This is a genomic window from Clavibacter sp. MX14-G9D (genome assembly GCF_032917815.1).
GTDB classification, from domain to species: Bacteria; Actinomycetota; Actinomycetes; order Actinomycetales; family Microbacteriaceae; genus Clavibacter; species Clavibacter michiganensis_K.
The window spans coordinates 13,663-34,001 of record NZ_JAVCVL010000012.1 but is presented as its reverse complement, the minus strand read 5'-3'; the positions used below and the strand labels follow the sequence as shown (position 1 = coordinate 34,001).

The window sequence follows — 20,339 nt, the reverse complement described above, 5'->3', positions numbered from 1 at the left end:
TCTCCGCGATGGAGAGGTAGGGGCTGAGCGCGAGCTCCTGGTGGATGATCACCACGCCCGACTTCTCGCTGTCGCGGATGTTGGAGAACTTGACGACCTCGTCCTCGAGGACGATGTCGCCGTCGTAGGAGCCCGCGGGGTACACGCCGGAGAGGACCTTCATGAGGGTCGACTTCCCGGCGCCGTTCTCGCCGCAGATCGCGTGGCACGTGCCGCGCGTGACCTCGAGATTGACGTCCTGCAGCGCCTTGACGCCGGGGAACGTCTTGGTGATGCCGCGCATCTCGAGAATGTGGTTGGCCATGGCCTGCCTCGCTTTGTGGATGGTGGTGCCGGGTGCCCGGCGGTGGTGCGCCGGGCGGCGGGTGAGCGCCGCCCGGGGTCGGGCCGGCCGTGGTGCACGGCCGGCCCGATCCGGGGGGAGGCCGGTCGACGCGAGCGTCGACCGGCCGGGTGCACCGCGCTTCGTGCGGTGCGGGTGAGGACTACTCGCCCTTGTCGATCTCGTCCTGCGTGTAGTAGCCGCTGTCGACGATGACCTCGATGAGGTTGTCCTTCGTCACGGTGACGGGCGGGAACTGCTTGGTCGGGACGTCCTTCACCTTGTTGTTGTAGGTGTCGGGCGCGTCCGGGGTCTCGCCCTTCAGCAGGTCGTCGACCATGGTGACGGCCTCGGCGCCGAGGAGGCGCGTGTCCTTGAAGATCGTCGAGTACTGGACGCCGTCGAGGATGAGCTTGTCGGACGCCTTCTCGCCGTCCTGGCCGGTGATGATCGGCATGGCGTCGTCCGCCGTGCCGCTCGAGCGCAGGGCGTTGATCACGCCGCGCGACAGGCCGTCGTAGGGCGAGAGCACGCCGTCGAGCTGCTGGCCGCCGCCGTAGAACCCGCTGAGGAGGTTCTCCATGCGCGCCTGGGCGCCCTCGAGCTTCCACTGCTGGATCGCGACCTGGCTGAAGTCCGTCTGGCCGGAGCCGACGGTGACCTGGCCGGAGTCGAGGAACGGCTTGAGGGTCTCCATCGCGCCGTCGTAGAAGAACTGCGCGTTGTTGTCGTCCGGGCTGCCCGCGAAGATCTCGATGGTCTTCTTCTCGGTGCTGCCGGTGCTGTTGCCGTCGGCGTCGACGAGGCCGAGGCCCTGGAGGAGGGAGTTGCCCTGGAGCACGCCCACCTGCTGGTTGTCGAACGTCGTGTAGTAGTCGACGTCCTCGGTGCCGTTGATCAGGCGGTCGTACGCGATGACCTTGACGCCGTCGTCGGCCGCGGTCTTGAGGACCTGGGTCAGCGCGGTGCCGTCGATCGACGCGACGATGAGCGCCTTGGCGCCCTTGTTCAGCATCGTCTCGATCTGCGAGATCTGGTCCTGGACCTTGTCGTTGGCGTACTGCAGGTCGACCTGGTAGCCCAGGTCGGTGAGCTGCTTCTGCACGTTGTTGCCGTCGTCGACCCAGCGCTCGCTGGTCTTGGTGGGCATGGCGACGCCGACGAGGGTGTCGGCGGGGTTCACCTCGCCGTCGGCGGCGGCGCCGCCGCGGCCTCCTCCGCCGCCGGAGCAGGCGGCGAGGGAGAGGGCGATGCTCGTGGCGGCGATGCCGACGAGGACCTTCTTCATCTTCACGGTCGTGTCCTTTCGTACTGCTGCTGTGAGACGCGGATCCGGCATCTGCGCCGGGTCCGCACCCCTGGTGTGGGTGTTACAGGCCCTGGGCCAGGCGGTGGTACGCCTGGTTCCAGCGGACTTCCTTGGTGAAACCCTTGAGGGTCGTGTCCTCGTCGATGACGAGGAGCTCGGTGCGCGCGATCTCGGCGAAGTCCTCGAAGACCTCGACGCCGACCTGCGTGCTCATGACCGTGTGGTGGGCGGCCCCGGCGGTGAGCCAGGCCGCGGCGCTCGTCGCGAAGTCGGGTGCGGGCTTCCACACGGCACGGGCGACGGGCAGGTTCGGGAGGGGCTCGTCGAGCGGCACGACCTCCACGACGTTGGCGACGATGCGGAAGCGGTCGCGCATGTCCGACATGGCGACGACGACCGCGGGGCCGGGGTCGGTGTCGAAGACGAGGCGCACCGGGTCCTCGCGGCCCCCGATGCCGAGCGGGTGGATCTCGAGGCTCGGGCGGCCCGTGGTGAGCGTCGGGCAGACCTCGAGCATGTGGGCGCCGAGGATCTTCTCCTCGCCGGGCACGAGGTGGTACGTGTAGTCCTCCATGAGGCTCGCACCGCCCGGGAGGCCCGCGCCCATGACCTTCGCCGCGCGGATGAGGACGGCCGTCTTCCAGTCGCCCTCCGCGCCGAAGCCGTAGCCCTCCGCCATGAGGCGCTGGACCGCGAGGCCGGGGAGCTGGCGGAGCCCGCCGAGGTCCTCGAAGCTCGTGGTGAAGGCGCCGAAGCCGCCCTCCTCGAGGAACGAGCGGAGCCCGACCTCGATCGCCGCGCCGTAGCGGAGCGACTCGTGGCGCTCGGCGCCGCGCCGCAGCTCGGGGGCGATGTCGTAGAGCTCCTCGTACTCGTCGACCAGCGCGTCGATCTCGGCGTCGGTCGCCGCGTCCACGCGCTCGACGAGGTCGTTGACGCCCCAGGTGTTGACGCTGACGCCGAACTTCAGCTCGGCCTCGGTCTTGTCGCCCTCGGTGACGGCGACGTAGCGCATGTTGTCGCCGAAGCGGGCGACCTTGAGCTCGTGCACGGCGGCCCAGCCGGCGGCGGCGCGCATCCAGGTGGCGATGCTCGTGCGGACGGACTCGGTGCTGACGTGGCCGACGACGGTCTTGCGGGTGACGCCGAGCCGCGACTGGATGTAGCCGAACTCGCGGTCGCCGTGCGCCGCCTGGTTGAGGTTCATGAAGTCCATGTCGATGCTGCTCCACGGCAGCGCGACGTTGGCCTGCGTGTGGAGGTGCAGGAACGGCTTCTGCAGGGCGTCGAGGCCCTGGATCCACATCTTCGCGGGGCTGAACGTGTGCATCCAGGCGATGAGGCCGATGGTGCGGTCGCTCGCGTTGGCCTCGAGCGCCATGCGGCGGATGCTGTCGGAGTCCTTGAGGACGGGCTTCCACACGACGCGGACGGGCACGTCCGACGCCTCCTCGAGCTGCCGGGCGATCTCCTGCGACTGCTCGGCGACCTGCTGGAGGGTCTCCTCGCCGTACAGGTTCTGGCTGCCGGTGAGGAACCAGACCTCGTAGTGGTCGAGGGACGTGGTGATGCGGCTCACTTCAGGGCTCCTTGGGGTGCTTGTCCGTAGACGTTCTGGTAGCGGTCGAACAGGGAGTCGACGGCCTCGACGGGGAGGGGGGTCGGCTCGCCCAGCTGGCGCGAGATGTGCACGGTGCGCGCCACGTCCTCGACCATGACGGCCGCCTTCACGGCGTCCTTCGCGTCCTTGCCGATGGTGAACGGGCCGTGGCCCGCCATCAGCACGGCGCGGGAGCGGTGACCGGTGAGTGTCTCCACGATGCCGCGGCCGATCGAGTCGTCGCCGATGATGGCGAACGGGCCCACGGGGATCTCGCCGCCGAACTCGTCGGCCATGGCGGTGATCACGCACGGGATGGGCTCGCGACGGGCCGCCCACGCCACCGCGTAGGTGGAGTGCGTGTGGACCACGCCGCCCACCTCGGGCATGTTGCGGTAGACGTACGCGTGCGCCGCCGTGTCGCTCGAGGGCGCGTTGCGGGAGCCCGGGGTGTCCGGGATCACGTTGCCGTCGAGGTCGCAGAGGATCATGTTCTCGGGGCTCAGGTCGTCGTAGCTCACGCCGGACGGCTTGATCACGAAGAGGTCGGCGCCGGGGACGCGTCCGGAGACGTTGCCGCCGGTCCAGACCACGAGGCCGTAGCGCACGAGCTCGGCGTGCAGGCGGGAGACCTCGGAGCGGACGCGGGCGACCGCGACCTCGATCTCGGGTGCGTAGGTGCTCACGCGCGGGCCTCCCTCTTCAGCGACTTGAGGCGCTTCATGACGTCGTTGGCGCCGCGACCGAAGTAGTCGTGCAGCGTCGAGTACTCCTCGTACAGGCGGTCGTAGGCGAGCGAGCGCTCCTCGTCCGGCTGGTAGCGACCGCGCTCGACCTTGCCCATGGCGTCACCCGCGACGCGGACGTCGGGGTAGGCGCCGGCGGCGACGGCGGCGTGGATCGCTGATCCGAGCGCCGGGCCCTGCTCGCTCGTGATGACCGAGATGGGGAGGCGGAGGATGTCGCTGTACGCCTGCATGAGGAACGCGTTCTTCAGCAGGCCGCCCGCGACGATGAACTCCGTGACGGGGACGCCCGAGGCGCCGAACGTCTCGACGATCTTGCGGGTGCCGAACGCGGTGGCCTCGAGCAGCGCCCGGTAGACCTCCTCGGTGCGGGTGGTGAGCGTCGTGCCGACGACGAGGCCGGAGAGCTCGTGGTCGACGAGGACCGAGCGGTTGCCGGAGTGCCAGTCGAGCGCGACGAGGCCGTGGCCGCCGACGGGCTGGTCGGCCGCGAGGTCGGTGAGGTGCTGGTGCACGCTCTTCCCGGCCGCGGCGGCCTCCTCGGCGTAACGCGCCGGGACCTGGTTCTTGACGTACCAGGCGAAGATGTCGCCCACGCCGGACTGGCCGGCCTCGTAGCCGTAGAGGCCCGAGACGATGCCGCCGTCGACGACGCCGCACATGCCGGGGACCTCGGTGAGCACGTCGCTGTTCATGACGTGGCAGGTGCTCGTGCCCATGATGGCGACCATCTGGCCGGGCTCGACCGCGCGGGCGACGGGGGCCGTCACGTGCGCGTCGACGTTGCCTACTGCGACCGCGATGCCCTCCGGGAGGCCCGTCCACGCGGCGGCCTCGGCGGACAGGGTGCCGGCCGCGGAGCCGAGCTGGCCGATCTCGTGGGCGACCTTGTCCTCGGCGAAGGAGGCGAAGTCCGGGTTGAGCGCCCCGAGGAACTCGCGGGTGGGGTACTCGCCGTCCTGGAGGATGCCCTTGTAGCCGGCGGTGCAGGCGTTGCGCACGTAGGAGCCCGTGAGCTGCCACACGATCCAGTCGGCCGCCTCGACCCAGTGGTCCATGAAGCCGTAGAGCTCGGGGTCCTCCTCGAGGAGCTGGAGGCCCTTCGCGAACTCCCACTCGCTGGAGATGAGGCCGCCGTAGCGGGCCAGCCACGCCTCGCCGCGCTCCTCGGCCAGCGCGTTGATGCGGTCGGCGTGCGACTGGGCCGCGTGGTGCTTCCAGAGCTTGACGTAGGCGTGGGGGCGGTCCGCGTAGCCCTCGACCTCGTTGAGCGGCGTGCCGTCGGCGAGGGTGGGGACCATGGTGCAGGCCGTGAAGTCGGTGCCGATGCCGATGACGTCGGCGGGGTCGATGCCGGCCTCGCGGATGGCGGCGGGCACCGCCTGCTTCAGCACGTCGACGTAGTCGCTCGGGACCTGCAGGGCCCACTCGGGCGGGAGCTGCGCGCCGGTCGCGGCGAGCGTGTCGTCCATGACCGCGTGCGGGTAGTCGAGGACGCCGGAGCCGAGCTCGACGCCGTCCGAGACGCGCACGACGACGGCGCGGCCGGAGAGGGTGCCGTAGTCGACCCCGATGACGTACTGCTCGGACCGCGGAGCGCTCTCGCTCTGCGGAGCCTGGCCGGCCTCGGCATCGCGGGGGGCAGGGGCACTGGGCACGGGATCGACTCCTTCGTCTGATGCAGTGCGGCCCGGGAAGGCCGCGCGCGATGTGAACGGTCACATCGGCGGATGTCACTCTCACACCCGGACGATCGACCTGTCAAGCCGAGACGGCCCGACCCCTCGGAATGGGGTGGCGGCGGCCTCGATCGGGGGCGTCGTGGTCGCCCGATGGTCAGGACGAGGGCGGTCCGGTGGACGCCCGGACGACGAGCTCGGGCATGATCGTGCCGCTGTAGCGGTCGCCCGAGCCGCCCATCCCGTCGAGCAGGAGCGCCACCGAGCGGCGGCCGACCTCCGCGAAGTCCTGGCGCACCGTCGTGAGGGGCGGCCAGAAGTGCGCCGCCTCCGGGATGTCGTCGAAGCCGACGATGCTCACGTCCCGCGGCACGTCGAGCCCCGCGTCGCGCACCGCGTGGATGAGGCCGAGCGCCATCTGGTCGTTGCTCGAGAAGATCGCCGTGAAGTCGCGGAGGCGCAGCATCTCCCGGCCCGCGTAGTAGCCGAACTCCGCGGTCCAGTCGCCGAGGATCGGCGCCGTGGTGGGCACGTCCGCCGCCGACATCGCGTCCAGGAAGCCGCGCATGCGCGCCTCCGCCTCGATCCAGTCCTGGGGGCCGGCGAGGTGGTAGATGTCCCGGTGGCCGAGGTCCAGCAGGTGCCGCGTGGCGAGCCGGGCGCCCGCGATCTGGTCGACGGAGAGCGCGTGCGCGTCCCCGAGGCCGTCGCTCTGCATCGTCACGTACGGCACGTCGAGCGACATGCTGGCGATGACCTCGCGGACGCGGACCTGGGGCGCGACGACCACGAGCCCCTCCACGGCCTGCTCCACGAGGTGGCCGAGCGCGACCTGGATCGCGGCCTCGTCGGACGACGCGAGGTTCGTGGTCGTGACCAGGTACCCGGCCTCTCGCGCCGCCGCCTCGATGGCCGCGATCGAGGAGGCCGGCCCGTACTGCGAGCTCTGCGAGGTGAGGACCCCGATGGTGCGGGAGCGGCTCGTGACGAGCGCCCGGGCGGCGCGGTTCGGCCGGTACTGCACCTGCTCCATCACGTCGAGCACGCGCTGGCGGGTCTCGGCGCGCAGGGAGGGCGAGTCGTTGAGCACGCGGGAGACGGTCTGGTGCGAGACGCCGGCGAGGCGCGCGACGTCGCGGATGCTGGGCGCGCGCCCGCGCGGCGTCTCCGTCGTCATCATCGACCCTCGTCCTCGTGCGGGGCCGCGGCCCCCGTCGCGCCATGCGGCGCAGCTGTCACATTGTCACATGTGACAGTCACACGCGGGGTGACGCGTCCCTGCGACCGGGGTGCGGACCCTCCGGGACGCGGGGCGTCCGGAGTCGGCGCCCTGCGGCAGACTGGTCCTCCACCGACGAGAGGCACCACCTGTGACGATCACCGCCGCGGCAGACGGATCCGCGCTCGGCAACCCCGGACCCGCCGGCTGGGCCTGGTACGTCGACGACGAGCACTGGGCCGCGGGCGGCTGGGCGCACGCCACGAACAACCAGGGCGAGCTGAAGGCCGTGCTCGAGCTGTTTCGCGCGACCGCCCACCTCGACGACGACCTCCTCGTGCTCTGCGACAGCCAGTACGTCATCAACTCGGTGACGAAGTGGATGCCCGGGTGGAAGCGCAAGGGCTGGCGCAAGGGCGACGGCAAGCCGGTGCTCAACGTGGAGCTGCTCAAGGAGATCGACGCCGAGATCCAGGGACGGCGCTACCGCTTCGAGTGGGTGAAGGGGCACGCGAACCACCCGCTGAACGAGGCCGCCGACGTGCGCGCGCGCGCCGTGGCGACGGCCTTCCAGGGTCGCAGCGCCGTCCCGGCGGGACCCGGCTGGGCCGGCCACACCGCCGACGGCCCGGGCGACGCCGGGGACGCCGACGCGGACACCGAGGCTGCGGCCGTTGAGGCGGACGCCGAGCGCGCCGCCGATCCCGTCGTCGCCCAGGCCGAGGAGCTGGAGGCCGAGGCGCCCGCGCAGCCCGGGCTGTTCGACTTCGACGCGTTCGACGAGGAGGCCGCGCCGGAGCCGGGCGACACCACCCTCACGATCGCGCTCGACCGCGACGCGATGGCACGCCTCAGCGCCCACGCGCGGGAGCGCGGCGTGAGCGTCGACGAGGCGGTGCGGCTCCTCCTGCCCTGACCAGGACCGGGCCGGAACCGCGACCGGGACCCTGGCCTGCCGCGGAGGAGGGGCGTCGGTGTGCGGACGCATCCGCGCCGCGCCCCTCCCTCGCCTAGTGCTTGCCCTGCTTGAGGGCCTTGCCGAGCGCGCGCTCGAGGTCGACCACGAGGTCCTCGACGGCCTCGATGCCCACCGACAGGCGCACGAGGTCGTCCGGCACCTCGAGCGGGGTGCCCTTCACGGACGCGTGCGTCATCTCGGACGGGTAGCTGATGAGCGACTCGACGCCGCCGAGCGACTCCGCCAGCTGGAACACGCGGGTCCCCTCCACGACGCGGCGCGCGGCCTTCGCTCCCCCGCGCACCTGGAACGAGATCATGCCGCCGAAGCCGGACATCTGCGACTTCGCGATGTCATGGCCCGGGTGCTCGGGAAGGCCCGGGTAGTGCACGGCCGTCACGTCGGGGTGCTGCTGCAGGAACGCGGCGATCTCCTCCGCGTTGGAGGAGTGGCGCTCGACGCGCACGGCCAGGGTCTTGATGCCGCGCGTGGTGAGCCACGCGTCCATGGGGCCGGACACGGCGCCGATGGCGAACTGCAGGAAGCCGACCTTCTCCGCGAGCCCGTCGTCGTCCAGGATCAGCGCGCCGCCGAGCACGTCGGAGTGCCCGCCGAGGTACTTGGTGGTGGAGTGCACGACCACGTCGGCGCCGAGCGTGAGCGGCTGCTGGAGGTACGGCGAGGCGAAGGTGTTGTCGACGACCACGGTGGCTCCGGCCGCATGGCCGAGGTCGGCGAGCGCGCGGATGTCGCTGATCTTCATGAGCGGGTTGCTGGGCGTCTCGACCCAGAGCACCTTGGCGGGACCGGACCCGAGGACCCGCTCGACCTCGGCGAGGTCGCTCATGTCGACGGTCTCGACGACGACGCCCCAGTCGCCCAGGACGCGCGTGAGGAGGCGGTAGGTGCCGCCGTACACGTCGTCGCTCAGCACGATGCGGTCGCCCGGGCGGGTGATCGCGCGCAGCAGGGTGTCCTCGGCGGCGAGGCCGGACGCGAACGAGAACGCGTGGCGGCCCCGCTCGAGCGACGCGAGGAGCTCCTGCAGGCCGGTGCGCGTGGGATTGGCGCTCCGCGCGTACTCGTAGCCGCCGCGGAGGCCGCCGATGCCGTCCTGGACGAACGTGCTCGTCAGGTAGAGGGGCGGGATCACGGCGCCCGTGGTGGGATCCGGGTCCTGCCCGGCGTGGATCGCGCGGGTGTCGAAGTCGTGCTTGTCGCTCACGGTGCTCGTCTCTGTGCGTCAGGGATCGGCGGGCCTCGGCCGGCGGATCAGTCGGTGAGGTAGGTCAGGAGGTCGTGCCGCGTGATGACGCCGACGGGCTTGCCGCCGTCGCTCACCATGAGCGCGTCGGCGGATCCGAGCGCGCGCCACGCCTCGGGCACCGTCTCGTTGACGCCGATGAGGCCGAAGGCGTCGCCGGCGAAGGGCCCCACCTGGTCGGACAGCTGCGCGCGGCCGCTGAAGACGAGCTCCAGCAGGCTGCGCTCGTCCACCGCGCCCGCCACCTCGCCCATGACGACGGGCGGCTCGGCCGCGAGGACCGGCAGCTGCGAGACGTCGTACTCGGTCATGATGCGGATGGCGTCGCGGATGGTGTCGTTCGGGTGCGCGTGCACGAGGTCGGGCAGGCTGCCGGTCTTCGCGCTCATCACGTCGGCGACGGTGCGCTCGCCGGACACCTTCGCGAACCCGTAGGAGCGCATCCACCGCTCGTTGAAGATCTTGCCGAGGTAGCCGCGGCCGCCGTCGGGCAGCAGGACGACCATGACGGCGTCGGGACCGAGGTCCTTCGCCGCCTTGAGGGCGGAGACCACGGCCATGCCGCTGGACCCGCCGACGAGCAGCCCCTCCTCGCGGGCGAGCCGGAGCGTCATGTCGAACGACTCCTGGTCGCTCGACGCGATGACCTCGTCCACCACGTCGGGGTCGTAGGCCGCCGGCCAGAAGTCCTCCCCCACGCCCTCGACGAGGTACGGCCGGCCGGTGCCGCCGGAGTAGACCGAGCCCTCGGGGTCGGCGCCGACGATGCGCACGCGCCCCTCCGACACCTCCTTGAGGTAGCGGCCGACGCCGCTGATGGTGCCGCCGGTGCCGACGCCCGCCACGAAGTGGGTGATCTCGCCCTCCGTGTCGCGCCAGATCTCCGGACCCGTGGTCTCGTAGTGGCTGAGCGGCCCGTTCGGGTTGGAGTACTGGTCGGGCTTGAAGGCGCCCGGGATCTCGCGCGCGAGCCGGTCGCTCACCGAGTAGTAGGAGTCGGGGTGGTCGGGCGCCACCGAGGTGGGCGTGACGACGATCTCGGCGCCGTACGCCGTGAGCACGTTCCGCTTGTCCTCGCCGACCTTGTCCGGCAGGACGAAGACGCACCGGTAGCCGCGCTGCTGGGCGACGAGCGCGAGGCCGACGCCCGTGTTGCCGGAGGTGGGCTCGACGATCGTGCCGCCGGGCTGCAGCCTCCCGTCGCGCTCGGCGGCGTCGATGATGCGCGTCGCGATGCGGTCCTTCGCGCTGCCGCCGGGGTTCAGGTACTCGACCTTCACCAGCACGGTCGCCTGGATGCCCTCGACGACCCGGTTCAGCTTGACGAGCGGGGTGTTCCCGATGAGGTCGAGGATCGTGTCGGCGTACTTCACGTGAGGTGGGGCTCCCGGCTCTGAGGTGCGCGGTCCGGCGGGACCGCCCGTCCAGTGTAGGCGCGCCCGGGCGCGCTGTTGCGGGGCGCCGGGCCGCCCCAGCAGGGGGCGCCCAGCCCCGCCCGGTACCCTGGCCCCACGTTCCCCCCAGCAGAGAAGGACCATCCGTGGCGCGACGCGACGACACCACGCCCTCCGGCGACACGAGCGGACGGCCCGTCCCGCCGACCGCCAAGCAGGCCCAGAAGGACCTCACGGTCAAGCAGCAGCGCGAGGCCCGCCGTGCCGAGAAGGTGGCGGCGCTGAAGAAGCAGCAGGACCGCGCGCGCCGCAACCGCCTCATCGGCATCATCACGGGATCCGTCGCCGCGGCCGCCGTGGTCGCCATCGTCATCGGCGTGGTCGTCTCCAGCGGCACGCCGAAGCAGGACCCGGACGACATCACCATCCAGGGCCTGCAGACGTGGGACTCGCTTCCCAGCACGCACGTCCAGGGCACGGTCGACTACGCCGCCAAGTACGACGGCATGAGCCCGCCGGCCGGTGGGGAGCACAACGCCATGTGGCTGAACTGCGGCGTCTACGACCAGCCGCAGCCGAACGAGAACGCGGTGCACGACCTCGAGCACGGCGCCGTGTGGATCACCTACGACGCCGATCAGGTCACGGGCGAGGACCTCTCGGACCTCCAGAAGTACGCGGAGTCGTTCGGCGGCTACGTCACCATGTCCCCCTACGAGGGCATCGACACCCCCATCGCGCTCTCCGCGTGGGGCGCGCAGGTCAAGGTCGACTCGGTCGACGACCAGCGCATCAAGGACTTCATGGCCAAGTACTGGAAGAGCCCCAACGCCCCCGAGGCCGGCGCCGCGTGCACCGGCGCGCTCGAGGGCGAGGGCCGGGTCGGCTGACCGTGGCCGATCGCGGGGTCGACGCCTCCGGGCGCGACGCTGACGGGGACGTCGTCGTCGACCACGTCCCGGACGACGACATCCGCGAGGAGGAGCTCGAGGGGCTCATCGCGCACGGCGACCAGGCGCGCGCCCGGGGACGCCGGATCCGCATCGGCCTCGCCGCCGGCATCGTGGCGGTCGCCCTGGTGGTCGCCGGGCTGCTCGTCGGCCGCGTCACCGCGCCCGTCTCGGCCCTGACGCCGAGCACCAACAGCGCGGAGGCGGGCTTCTCCCGCGACATGCAGGTGCACCACGAGCAGGCCGTGCAGATGTCGCTGATGATCATCGACCGCACGGACGACCCCGAGGTGAAGCTCATCGCGCAGGACATCGCCCAGGCGCAGTCGCAGCAGGCCGGCCAGATGTACGCGTTCCTCACCTCGTGGGGCCTCGACCAGGCGCCGTCGCAGGCGCGCATGACCTGGATGACGCTCCCCACGCTCGACGGCCGGACCGATCACGGGTCGATGGACATGACCCCCGGCGCCGCCATGCCGGGCCTCGCGTCGCAGGCCGACCTCGACGAGCTGCGCGGCCTCACGGGCGTGGACGCCGAGCGGCAGTACCTCACGCTCATGATCGCCCACCACCGCGGCGGCGTGGAGATGGCCCAGGCCCTCCTCGACCGGTCGCGGAACCCCCTCGTCACCGACCTCGCCACGGGCATGGTCACGGTGCAGGACAAGGAGATCCTCTACATGCAGCAGCTGCTCGACGCCCGGTCCTGACCCCGCGTCGCGATCCCCGGCATCCGACCGCCCGTCCGCCTCGCGGGCGGGCGGTCCGTCGTCGGGGCGGGGCGCCGGCTCAGGCGGCCTCGGTGCGCTGGTCGCTGTAGAGGCGCGCGTACTCGCCCCGGCGTGCCAGTAGCTCCGCGTGCGTGCCCTGCTCCACGATGCGGCCGGCGACGACCACGAAGATCACGTCGGCGTCGACCACGGTCGAGAGGCGGTGCGCGATGGCGATGGTCGTGCGGCCGCGGGAGGCCGTGTCGAGCGCCTGCTGCACGACGCGCTCCGAGATGGAGTCGAGGGCGCTCGTGGCCTCGTCGAGGATGAGCACGGCCGGGTCCTTCAGCAGCACCCGCGCGATCGCGATGCGCTGCTTCTCGCCGCCCGAGAGCCGGTAGCCCCGCTCCCCCACGAGCGTGTCGTACCCGTCGGGGAACGACTCGATGGTCTGGTGGATGTTCGCCGCGCGGGCGGCCTGCTCGACCTGCTCCTGCGTGGCACCCGGCCGGGCGTACCGGAGGTTCTCGCCGATGGTGGCGTGGAAGAGGTACGTCTCCTGGCTCACGATGCCGATGTTCTCCAGCAGCGACTCCTGTCCGAGGTCGCGCACGTCCTCGCCGGAGAACAGCACCCGGCCGCCGGTCACGTCGTGGAACCGCGGGATCAGGTACGACACCGTGGTCTTGCCTGCGCCCGAGGGGCCCACGAACGCCGCGAACTGGCCGGGCTGGATCTCGAACGACATGCCGTCGAGGGTGGGACGCTCGCCGGGGCGCGTGTCGGGGTACGAGAAGCGCACGTCCTCGAACGCGACGCGGCCGAGCGCCGGACCGGCGGGCACCGCGCGGGCGTCGTGCCGGTCGCGGATGGCGGGCTCGAGGTCCAGGTACTCGAAGATGCGGGCGAACAGGGCACCCGAGGTCTGCAGGTCGAGGGCGACCCGCATCAGGCCGATGAGCGGCCACATGAGGCGCGCCTGCACGGTCGTGAACGCCACGATCGTGCCCGCCGTGACGCTGACGCCGCCGGTGATGAGGAACCCGGCCACCACGTAGACGATGGCCGGGATGATGGAGAGGAAGATCTGCACGAGCGCGAAGAACCACTGCCCGCTCATCTGCTGGCTGACCTGCAGCCGGATCTGCGTGCGGTTCTCGGCCTCGTAGCGTGCGGTCTCGGCGCCCTGGCGGTTGAAGCTCTTGGACAGCAGGATGCCGGAGACAGAGAGGGTCTCCTGCGTGATCGCGGTCATGTCCGACAGCGACTCCTGCGTCCGCGACGCGATGCGCGCGCGGACCTGCCCGACGCGGCGCTGCGCGACCACGAGGACCGGCATGAGCACGACCGCGACGAGGGTCAGCTGCCAGTTGAGCACGAGCATCGCCACGAGGGCCGCGATGACGGTGACGGTGTTGCCCAGCACGCTCGAGACCGTGTTCGTGAGGACCGCGGCCACGCCGCCCACGTCGTTCTGCAGGCGGGACTGGATGACGCCGGTCTTCGTGCGCGTGAAGAAGCCGAGCTCCATGCTCTGCAGGTGGCGGAACAGGTCGACGCGCATGGATCCCATGACGCGGTTGCCGACCGTGGCGGTGAGGAACGTCTGCCAGACGCCCAGCCCGGCGCCGGCGATCCACACCACGATCATGATGGAGACGAGCTCCACCAGCACCGGGATGTCGGGGCCGCCCGTGGGCGGGAACAGGCCCCGGTCGAACGCCTGCTGCGTGAGCAGCGGCGGCACCACCGTGAGCCCCGCGCCGATGAGCACGAGGACGACCGTGAGCGTGAGCGCGCGGCGGTGCGGCCGGAACAGCTCCGCGATGCGCCCGAGCAGGTTCTCCACCTTCGGCGCCTGGGCGTTCGCCTGGCGCTGGGCCTCGGCGTCGGCCGCGCTCACCCGCCCGGGGCGTCCGCCGCCTCCGCGCATCCCGCCGCCCGCGGCGATGTCGCCCATCCTCGTCATTCCGGCGATTTTACGCCCGTGGGGGATCACCCCCGACCACGACCGCGGCGCGCAGGGCGACGGCCCGGCCGTCCGCGTGGGCGGACGACCGGGCCGTGGTGGCGCGAGGGCGGATCAGCCCTTCGTGGACCCCGCCAGCAGGCCGCGCACGAAGTAGCGCTGGAGGCTGAAGAACACGATGAGCGGCACGATGAGCGAGACGAACGCGGCGGCGGTGAGCCGCTGCCAGTCCTGCCCGCGCGTCCCCGTGAGCTCCGCGAGTCGCTGCGTGAGCGGCGCCACGTCCGCCGTGCCGCCGGAGAAGATGAGCGCCACGAGCAGGTCGTTCCAGACCCAGAGGAACTGGAAGATCGCGAACGACGCGATGGCGGGGAGCGCCAGCGGCAGCACGATGCGGAAGAACACCTGGCCGTGGCTCGCGCCGTCGACGCGCGCCGCCTCGATGACCTCGCCCGGGATCTCCGAGATGAAGTTGTGCAGCAGGAAGATCGCGAGCGGCAGCGCGAAGATCGTGTGCGCCACCCACACCGGCAGGTAGCCCTGGTCGGGGATGATCGGGATGACCGAGTGCACGGCCTCCTGGAGCGGGCGCAGGGTGCGCGTGAACATCTGCAGCAGCGGGATGAGCGCCATCTGCAGCGGCACGATCTGGAGCGCGAAGATCAGCACGAACAGGAAGTTCGAGCCCTTGAACTTGATCCACGCGAACGCGTACGCGGCCATGGACGCGATGACCAGCGGGAACAGCGTCGCCGGGATCGCGATGGCGAGCGAGTTGACGAAGTACGAGCCCAGCTGCGGCGACGACTGGGACGTCGAGAGCAGCACGTCCTGGTAGTTGTCGAGCGTGAAGCCCGGGTTCTGGAAGATGGTCCACCAGCCGGTGGTCTGGATGAGGCCGGCCGGGCGGAACGAGGAGACGAACAGCCCGAACGTGGGCAGCGTCCAGAGCACCGCGATGATGAGCGCGGCGGCGGTCGCGCGACGCGACGTGAGGCGGTTCTTGACGCGACGGCTCTTCGCGCCGACCGATGCGGCCTGCTCGATGGCGCCGCGGCGGTTCCCGCGGTCGGCGACCGGGAGGTCGGGGGGTGCGACGCTCATCGGATCTCCTTCTGCTTGCTCATGACGCGGACGTTGTAGATGACGATCGGCAGGACCATGAGGAACAGCACGATCGCGAGCGCGGACCCTCGGCCCTGCTCGCCGGCGCGGAACGCCTGCGTGTACATCTCGTTGGCGATGACGCTCGTCTCGAAGTTGCCCGCGGTCATGGTGCGGACGATGTCGAAGACCTTCAGGGTGGCGATGGAGATGGTGGTGACCACCACGACCAGCGACCCGCGGATGCCGGGGAGGGTGACGTTGAGGAACCGCTCCCAGGCGTTGGTGCCGTCGAGCTGCGCGGCCTCGAGCTGCTCGGTGGGCACGCCCTTGATGCTCGCGGAGAGGACGACCATGGCGAAGCCGGTCTGGATCCAGATCATCACGATGATGAGCAGCGCCGTGTTGATGGGCGAGGTCTGCAGCCACTGCACGGGCTGCTGGCCGAGCCAGACGAGGATCTGGTTGAGGAGGCCGATCTGCTCGTTGTCGCCCGACTTGTAGTCGTAGACGAAGCGCCAGATGATGCCGGCGCCGACGAAGGAGATGGCCATCGGCATGAAGACCAGGGCCTTGAAGTACTTCTCGCCGCGCGACTTGTCGATGAAGACGGCGTACGCGAGGCCGATGGCGGTGGAGAGGAGCGGGACGAAGATCACCCAGATGACCGTGTTGAGCAGCGTGCGGAGCGCCGACGGCTGGGTGAACATCCACACGAAGTTGTCGAACCCGGCCCACTCGCCCGTGTTGTCGCGGAAGGCGAGCAGCGTCGTGCGGAACGCCGGGTAGATGAGGCCGACGGCGAGCAGGATCAGCGCGGGGAGGACGAAGGCCGCGAGCTGCACCCAGTCCTTGCCGCGCTTCGGCGCCTTGTCGATGAGGAACAGGATCAGCCCGATCACCACGGCGAAGACGGCCAGCGCGGCCACCACCTGGAGGATCTTGCCGATCAGATCAGCGGTCGTCATGGACGTCTCGCCCTTCGGGTCGGGGTGGGATGGGAGCGGGGCCGCCGCGTGCGCGGCGGCCCCGCCGGGTCCCGCCGGAGGGCGGGTACCGGTGCCGGCCCGGTCAGGGCCGGCGGTGGATCAGGACGCGGGCCAGCTCGACTCGATGGCGTCGACCGTCTTCTGGGTGGAGTCGCCGCTCAGCCAGCCGACGATGCCCTTCCAGAAGGAGTCGGTGCCGACCGCGCCGGGCATGAGGTCCGAGCCGTCGAACCGGAACGTGGCGTTCGGGTCCTGCAGGATCTCGATGCTCTGCTTCAGGATGTCGCTCGACGCGTTCGCGGGGTCGAGCCCCGTGTTCGCGCTGATGACGCCGCCGAGCGAGACTCGGTTGTTCGCCCAGGTGTCGCTGGACAGGTAGGAGAGCACCGCGGTGATCTCGTCGCTCGACTTGAAGGCGCCGACGAGCTCGCCGCCGCCGGTGACCGCCGTGGCGTCGCCCTCGTTCGTGGGCGGCAGGAGGAACGCGTAGACGTCGCCGTCAGGCGAGACCTTCGCGTCGGTGCCGTCGGCCTTCTTCCAGAAGCCCTCGTAGAACGAGGCCTGGTGGTGCAGCGAGCACTCGCCCTCGAGGATGGGGAGGCCGGCGTCGCCGAACTCGGTGGAGATGATGGACGAGACGTCGCCCAGGCCGCCGTTGACGTAGTCGGGGTTCTTGATGATCTCCCCCACGCTGTCGAACGCCGCGGCGATGGCCGGGTCGTTGAACGGGATCTCGTGCGTGACCCACTTGTCGTAGGTCTCCGGGCCCGCCTCGCGGAGGACGTAGTCCTCGATCCAGTCGGTGCCCGGCCAGCCGGTGGCGTCGCCGGAGCCGATGCCGACGCACCACGGCTTGTGGTCGCCGTCGGCCGCGATGGCCGCCGTGAGGTCCATGAGCTCGGAGGTCGTCTTCGGGACCTCGTAGCCCTTCTCCTCGAACTCGGACGGGGAGTACCAGACGTAGCCCTTGACGCTCGCCATGAGCGGCGCGCCGTAGAAGGTGCCGTCGACGGTGCCGTAGCCCTTCCAGTCGGGGGACCAGTTGGCGTCGACGTTCTCCTCCACCGCGGCGGGGGCGGCCTGCAGGTAGCCCTTCGACGCGAGCACGTTGAAGAGGCCGGGCTGCGGGATGATGCCGATGTCGGGGGCGGAGTCGCCCTCGGCGAGGACGGCGATCTGCGCCTCGAACTCCTTGGTGCCCTGGTAGTTCACGGTGATGCCCGTGCAGGTCTGGAAGTCCTTCCAGGACTCGACGAGGCGGTCGGCCTCGTCGTCCTGGATGGTGCCGCCGATGCTGACCTCGGCGCCGTCGAACGTGCCGTACGACGAGTACGGCGAGCAGTCGGTGTCCGCGGCGTCCTCGGCCGCGATGTCGCCCGTGCAGCCCGTGAGCGCGAGGCCGGCGATGCCGACCGCTGCGAGGGGTGCCGCGAAGCGACGTCGGAATAGGGCGTGGCCCATGTGCGTCTCCTCTTCATCGAGTGGATGCGGGTCCACCCCGCCGTCCTGTCCTGCGTGCGTCGGCGGGTGAGGCGCCGTCGCCTGGTCGATCTCCCCTGCTGTAGGGAACCGGTTCCACAGGTCAATGTAGGGGAGCTCGCAGGCGACGGCAAGCCGGATCAGGTAACGAATCGGTCTACTTCTCCGGCACGGTGCGTGCGCCGCCGGTGCCGATGGTCCATCATCGGATTCGGCCCCCGCGCTTCCTGGAACCGCTTCCAGTGCGCGCGTCCGGCGCGACGGGGCGCCGCGGGACCCGAGGGAGGGAGCGCGATGAGCGCCATCGCCGACGTCGCGCGCCTGGCCGGGGTCTCGAAGGCCACGGCGTCCCGCGCGCTCAGCGGCCGGGGCTACGTCTCCCCCGCCACGCGGGCCCGGGTCTCCGAGGCGGCCGCCGAGATCGGCTACGTCGTGTCCTCGAACGCGTCGAGCCTCGTGACCGGGCAGTCCAAGAACGTGGGCGTGGTGCTGCCGTTCATCAACCGCTGGTTCTTCGCGGAGCTCCTCGAGGGCATCGAGGAGGCGCTCATCGAGGCCGACTACGACCTCACGCTGTACCGCCTCACCGACGACCCCGAGCAGCGCCGGAAGGTCTTCGAGTACTTCCTCGTGCGCAAGCGCGTGGACGCGGTCATCGCCGTGAGCGTGGCCCTCACGCCCGCGGAGGTCGTGCGCCTCCGCTCCCTCGACAAGCCGCTCGTCGGCATCGGCGGGCCCGTCGAGGGAATGAGCACCCTCAGCATCGACGACGAGGCGGCCGCGCGGCTCGCCACCGAGCACCTCCTGAGCCTCGGGCACGCGCGCGTCGTGCACCTCGGCGGCGACCTCCACGCGCAGATGGCGTTCTTCGTGCACGAGAAGCGGCTCGCGGGCTACCGGGCGGCCATCGACGCGGATCCGCGCGGCCTGGAGGCGCGCTTCGCGACGGCCGAGTTCTCGATCGACGGCGGGTTCCGCTCGGCCATGGCTCTCCTCGCCGATCCGCGGACGCGGCCGACGGCGGTCTTCGCGGCCTCCGACGAGATCGCGATCGGGACGATCCTCGCGGCGCGGCAGCTGGGGATCCCCGTCCCGGCCGAGCTGTCCGTCGCGGGCATCGACGGGCACGCGCTCGCGCCCCTCTTCGGGCTCACGACCGTGCAGCAGCACCCCCGGCTGCAGGGGCGGGGCGCGGTGGGCATGGTGCTCGAGGGGCTCGCGCCGGGCGGGGCCGCGGAGCGCACCGTGACCATGCCCGTGGACTTCGCCGCGCGCACCAGCACGACCGCGCCCCCGGCCCCGACGACGCGCTGAGCGCGGGCGGGACCGGGGACGGGCGGGCGAGGAGCGGTCAGGCGTCGCCGGCGGTGACCGCCTGCGCCTCCTCGAGGGCGTCCACCGGCTGCGTGTCCACGCGGCGGAGCCAGCGGTGGCCGGCCACGACGATCACCAGGGCGACCAGCACGGATCCGGCGGCGGCGTAGTACGGCGCGGAGTCGGTGAAGAGCCGCGCGAGCTCCGTGGCCGCGGGCGGCGCGATGGCGCCGCCGAGGAACCGCACCGAGGAGTAGGCGGACGAGGCGACGCTCCGCGGGTGGTCGGTGGCCTCCATCACGCACTCGGTGAGGACGGTGTTGAGGACCCCGAGGAGGAGCCCGCCGACGATGACGCACACCACGAGCCCGGGTGCCGACCGGACCACGAGGCCCGCCGCGGCCAGGTCGACGGCGAGCAGCGGCAGCACGAGGCGGAGGACCGACGTGCGCGCCATCCTCCGGGTCAGCAGCGGTGCGACGAGCACGGAGGTGACGGCGAGGCCGACGCCCCAGCCGAAGAAGGTGAGGCCGAGGCCGATCGCGTCGAACCCCAGGGGGAACGGCGTGTAGGCGAGGAGCACGAAGAAGCCGATGTTGTAGAACAGCGCGGCGGCCGCCAGCACCGCGAGCGCGGGCGTGCGCAGGGCCCGCAGGGGCGCGGACAGGCGCATCGGCGACCGGGGCGCGTCGTCCCTGCCGAGCAGCGCGAGGATCGCGATGAAGCCGACCGCCATGAGGGTCGCGGTGCCGAAGAACGGGCCGCGCCAGCTCCAGCTGCCGAGGAGGCCGCCGAGGAGCGGGCCGACCGCGATGCCGAGGCCGAGCGCCGCCTCGTAGAGCATGATCGCCGAGGCCGTGCCGCCCGAGGCCGAGCCGACGATGGTGGCGAGGGCCGTCGAGATGAAGAGCGCGTTGCCGAGTCCCCACCCGGCGCGGAAGCCGATGACCGACTCCACGTCCTGCGAGAGGCCGGCGGCGGCGGCGAAGACGACGATGATCGCGAGGCCGATGAGGAGGGTGCGCTTGGCGCCGATGCGGCTGGAGATCCAGCTGGTGATGAGCATGGCGAGGCCGGTGACGAGCAGGTAGCTCGTGAACAGCAGCTCGGTCTGCGTGGCGGTGGCGTCGAGGCTCTCCGCGATGGCGGGGAGGATCGGGTCGACGAGCCCGATGCCCATGAACGCGATGACGCACGCGAAGGCGACGGCGAAGACGGATCGGGGCTGGCGGAAGATGTCGCGGAACGACGCGTGCGGCTGGGTGGACACGGGTGCGGTGTCGCCTCCTGGGATCGGTGCGGGTGGGATGGCCGGGGTGCAGCCGGTGGTGCG

16 protein-coding genes and 1 pseudogene are annotated in these 20,339 nt (G+C 71.3%); 4 read left to right on the top strand and 13 right to left on the bottom strand.

The features are described 5' to 3' along the window. The 6 genes from Q6969_RS02705 to Q6969_RS02680 all read right to left on the bottom strand — a co-directional run. Positions 1–304 (bottom strand): ATP-binding cassette domain-containing protein (locus Q6969_RS02705; protein ID WP_317229051.1); only part of this gene is annotated, 304 nt, incomplete at its 3' end. Positions 305–485: 181 nt separating this feature from the next. Next, positions 486–1,616, bottom strand: coding sequence for a sugar-binding protein (locus tag Q6969_RS02700; RefSeq protein WP_317229050.1), 1,131 nt, complete (start codon positions 1,614–1,616; stop codon positions 486–488). A 76-nt stretch (positions 1,617–1,692) separates the two neighbouring features. After that, complete coding sequence (gene araA, locus Q6969_RS02695; RefSeq protein WP_317229049.1) at positions 1,693–3,210, bottom strand: L-arabinose isomerase; 1,518 nt, start codon at positions 3,208–3,210, stop codon at positions 1,693–1,695. Further along, a complete protein-coding gene (locus Q6969_RS02690; RefSeq protein WP_094115270.1) occupies positions 3,207–3,917 on the bottom strand; it encodes an L-ribulose-5-phosphate 4-epimerase in 711 nt (236 codons plus the stop codon). Before Q6969_RS02690 ends, araA begins: the two co-directional genes overlap by 4 nt. Then, positions 3,914–5,635, bottom strand: a complete 1,722-nt coding sequence (araB, locus tag Q6969_RS02685) for a ribulokinase (protein ID WP_396335504.1) — start codon at positions 5,633–5,635, stop codon at positions 3,914–3,916. Before araB ends, Q6969_RS02690 begins: the two co-directional genes overlap by 4 nt. 178 nt (positions 5,636–5,813) lie before the next feature. After that, a complete protein-coding gene (locus Q6969_RS02680; RefSeq protein WP_104290771.1) occupies positions 5,814–6,836 on the bottom strand; it encodes a LacI family DNA-binding transcriptional regulator in 1,023 nt (340 codons plus the stop codon). A gap of 190 nt (positions 6,837–7,026) precedes the next feature. Here Q6969_RS02680 and Q6969_RS02675 point away from each other — a divergent pair. Further along, positions 7,027–7,782, top strand: a pseudogene (locus Q6969_RS02675) (RNase H family protein); the annotation flags it as partial. A 103-nt stretch (positions 7,783–7,885) separates the two neighbouring features. Here Q6969_RS02675 and Q6969_RS02670 read toward each other — a convergent pair. Together Q6969_RS02670 and Q6969_RS02665 are read right to left on the bottom strand one after the other, a co-directional pair. Next, positions 7,886–9,058 (bottom strand): cystathionine gamma-synthase, encoded by a 1,173-nt coding sequence (locus tag Q6969_RS02670; RefSeq protein WP_317229047.1) that lies wholly within the window; start codon positions 9,056–9,058, stop codon positions 7,886–7,888. A gap of 47 nt (positions 9,059–9,105) precedes the next feature. Continuing rightward, the gene (locus Q6969_RS02665) at positions 9,106–10,470 is read right to left on the bottom strand and encodes a cystathionine beta-synthase (protein WP_317229046.1); all 1,365 of its coding nucleotides are present in this window, start codon (positions 10,468–10,470) and stop codon (positions 9,106–9,108) included. Positions 10,471–10,637: 167 nt separating this feature from the next. Between Q6969_RS02665 and Q6969_RS02660 the strand changes: the two genes are divergently transcribed. Then, on the top strand, positions 10,638–11,381 hold the full coding sequence (locus Q6969_RS02660; RefSeq protein WP_317229045.1) for a DUF3105 domain-containing protein: 744 nt from the start codon (positions 10,638–10,640) through the stop codon (positions 11,379–11,381). 2 nt (positions 11,382–11,383) lie between these two features. Continuing rightward, on the top strand, positions 11,384–12,151 hold the full coding sequence (locus tag Q6969_RS02655) for a DUF305 domain-containing protein (RefSeq protein ID WP_317229044.1): 768 nt from the start codon (positions 11,384–11,386) through the stop codon (positions 12,149–12,151). A 79-nt stretch (positions 12,152–12,230) separates the two neighbouring features. On the opposite strand, the gene Q6969_RS02650 is transcribed toward Q6969_RS02655, so the two are convergent. The 4 genes from Q6969_RS02650 to Q6969_RS02635 all read right to left on the bottom strand — a co-directional run bounded on the left by Q6969_RS02650 (position 12,231) and on the right by Q6969_RS02635 (position 17,674). Further along, on the bottom strand, positions 12,231–14,111 hold the full coding sequence (locus Q6969_RS02650) for an ABC transporter ATP-binding protein (RefSeq protein ID WP_317229052.1): 1,881 nt from the start codon (positions 14,109–14,111) through the stop codon (positions 12,231–12,233). Positions 14,112–14,234: 123 nt separating this feature from the next. Then, positions 14,235–15,224, bottom strand: coding sequence for a carbohydrate ABC transporter permease (locus Q6969_RS02645; RefSeq protein WP_317229043.1), 990 nt, complete (start codon positions 15,222–15,224; stop codon positions 14,235–14,237). Beyond that, on the bottom strand, positions 15,221–16,192 hold the full coding sequence (locus tag Q6969_RS02640; RefSeq protein ID WP_094115263.1) for a carbohydrate ABC transporter permease: 972 nt from the start codon (positions 16,190–16,192) through the stop codon (positions 15,221–15,223). Before Q6969_RS02640 ends, Q6969_RS02645 begins: the two co-directional genes overlap by 4 nt. Positions 16,193–16,312: 120 nt before the next feature. Then, positions 16,313–17,674 (bottom strand): ABC transporter substrate-binding protein, encoded by a 1,362-nt coding sequence (locus Q6969_RS02635; protein WP_317229042.1) that lies wholly within the window; start codon positions 17,672–17,674, stop codon positions 16,313–16,315. 312 nt (positions 17,675–17,986) lie between these two features. Here Q6969_RS02635 and Q6969_RS02630 point away from each other — a divergent pair, with 312 nt between their 5' ends. Continuing rightward, positions 17,987–19,006: a LacI family DNA-binding transcriptional regulator gene (locus tag Q6969_RS02630; protein ID WP_317229041.1), complete on the top strand. Its 1,020-nt coding sequence runs from the start codon at positions 17,987–17,989 to the stop codon at positions 19,004–19,006. Between the two features lie 37 nt (positions 19,007–19,043). Here Q6969_RS02630 and Q6969_RS02625 read toward each other — a convergent pair whose 3' ends face one another. Next, complete coding sequence (locus tag Q6969_RS02625) at positions 19,044–20,276, bottom strand: MFS transporter (RefSeq protein ID WP_317229040.1); 1,233 nt, start codon at positions 20,274–20,276, stop codon at positions 19,044–19,046. Positions 20,277–20,339 lie beyond the last annotated feature (63 nt).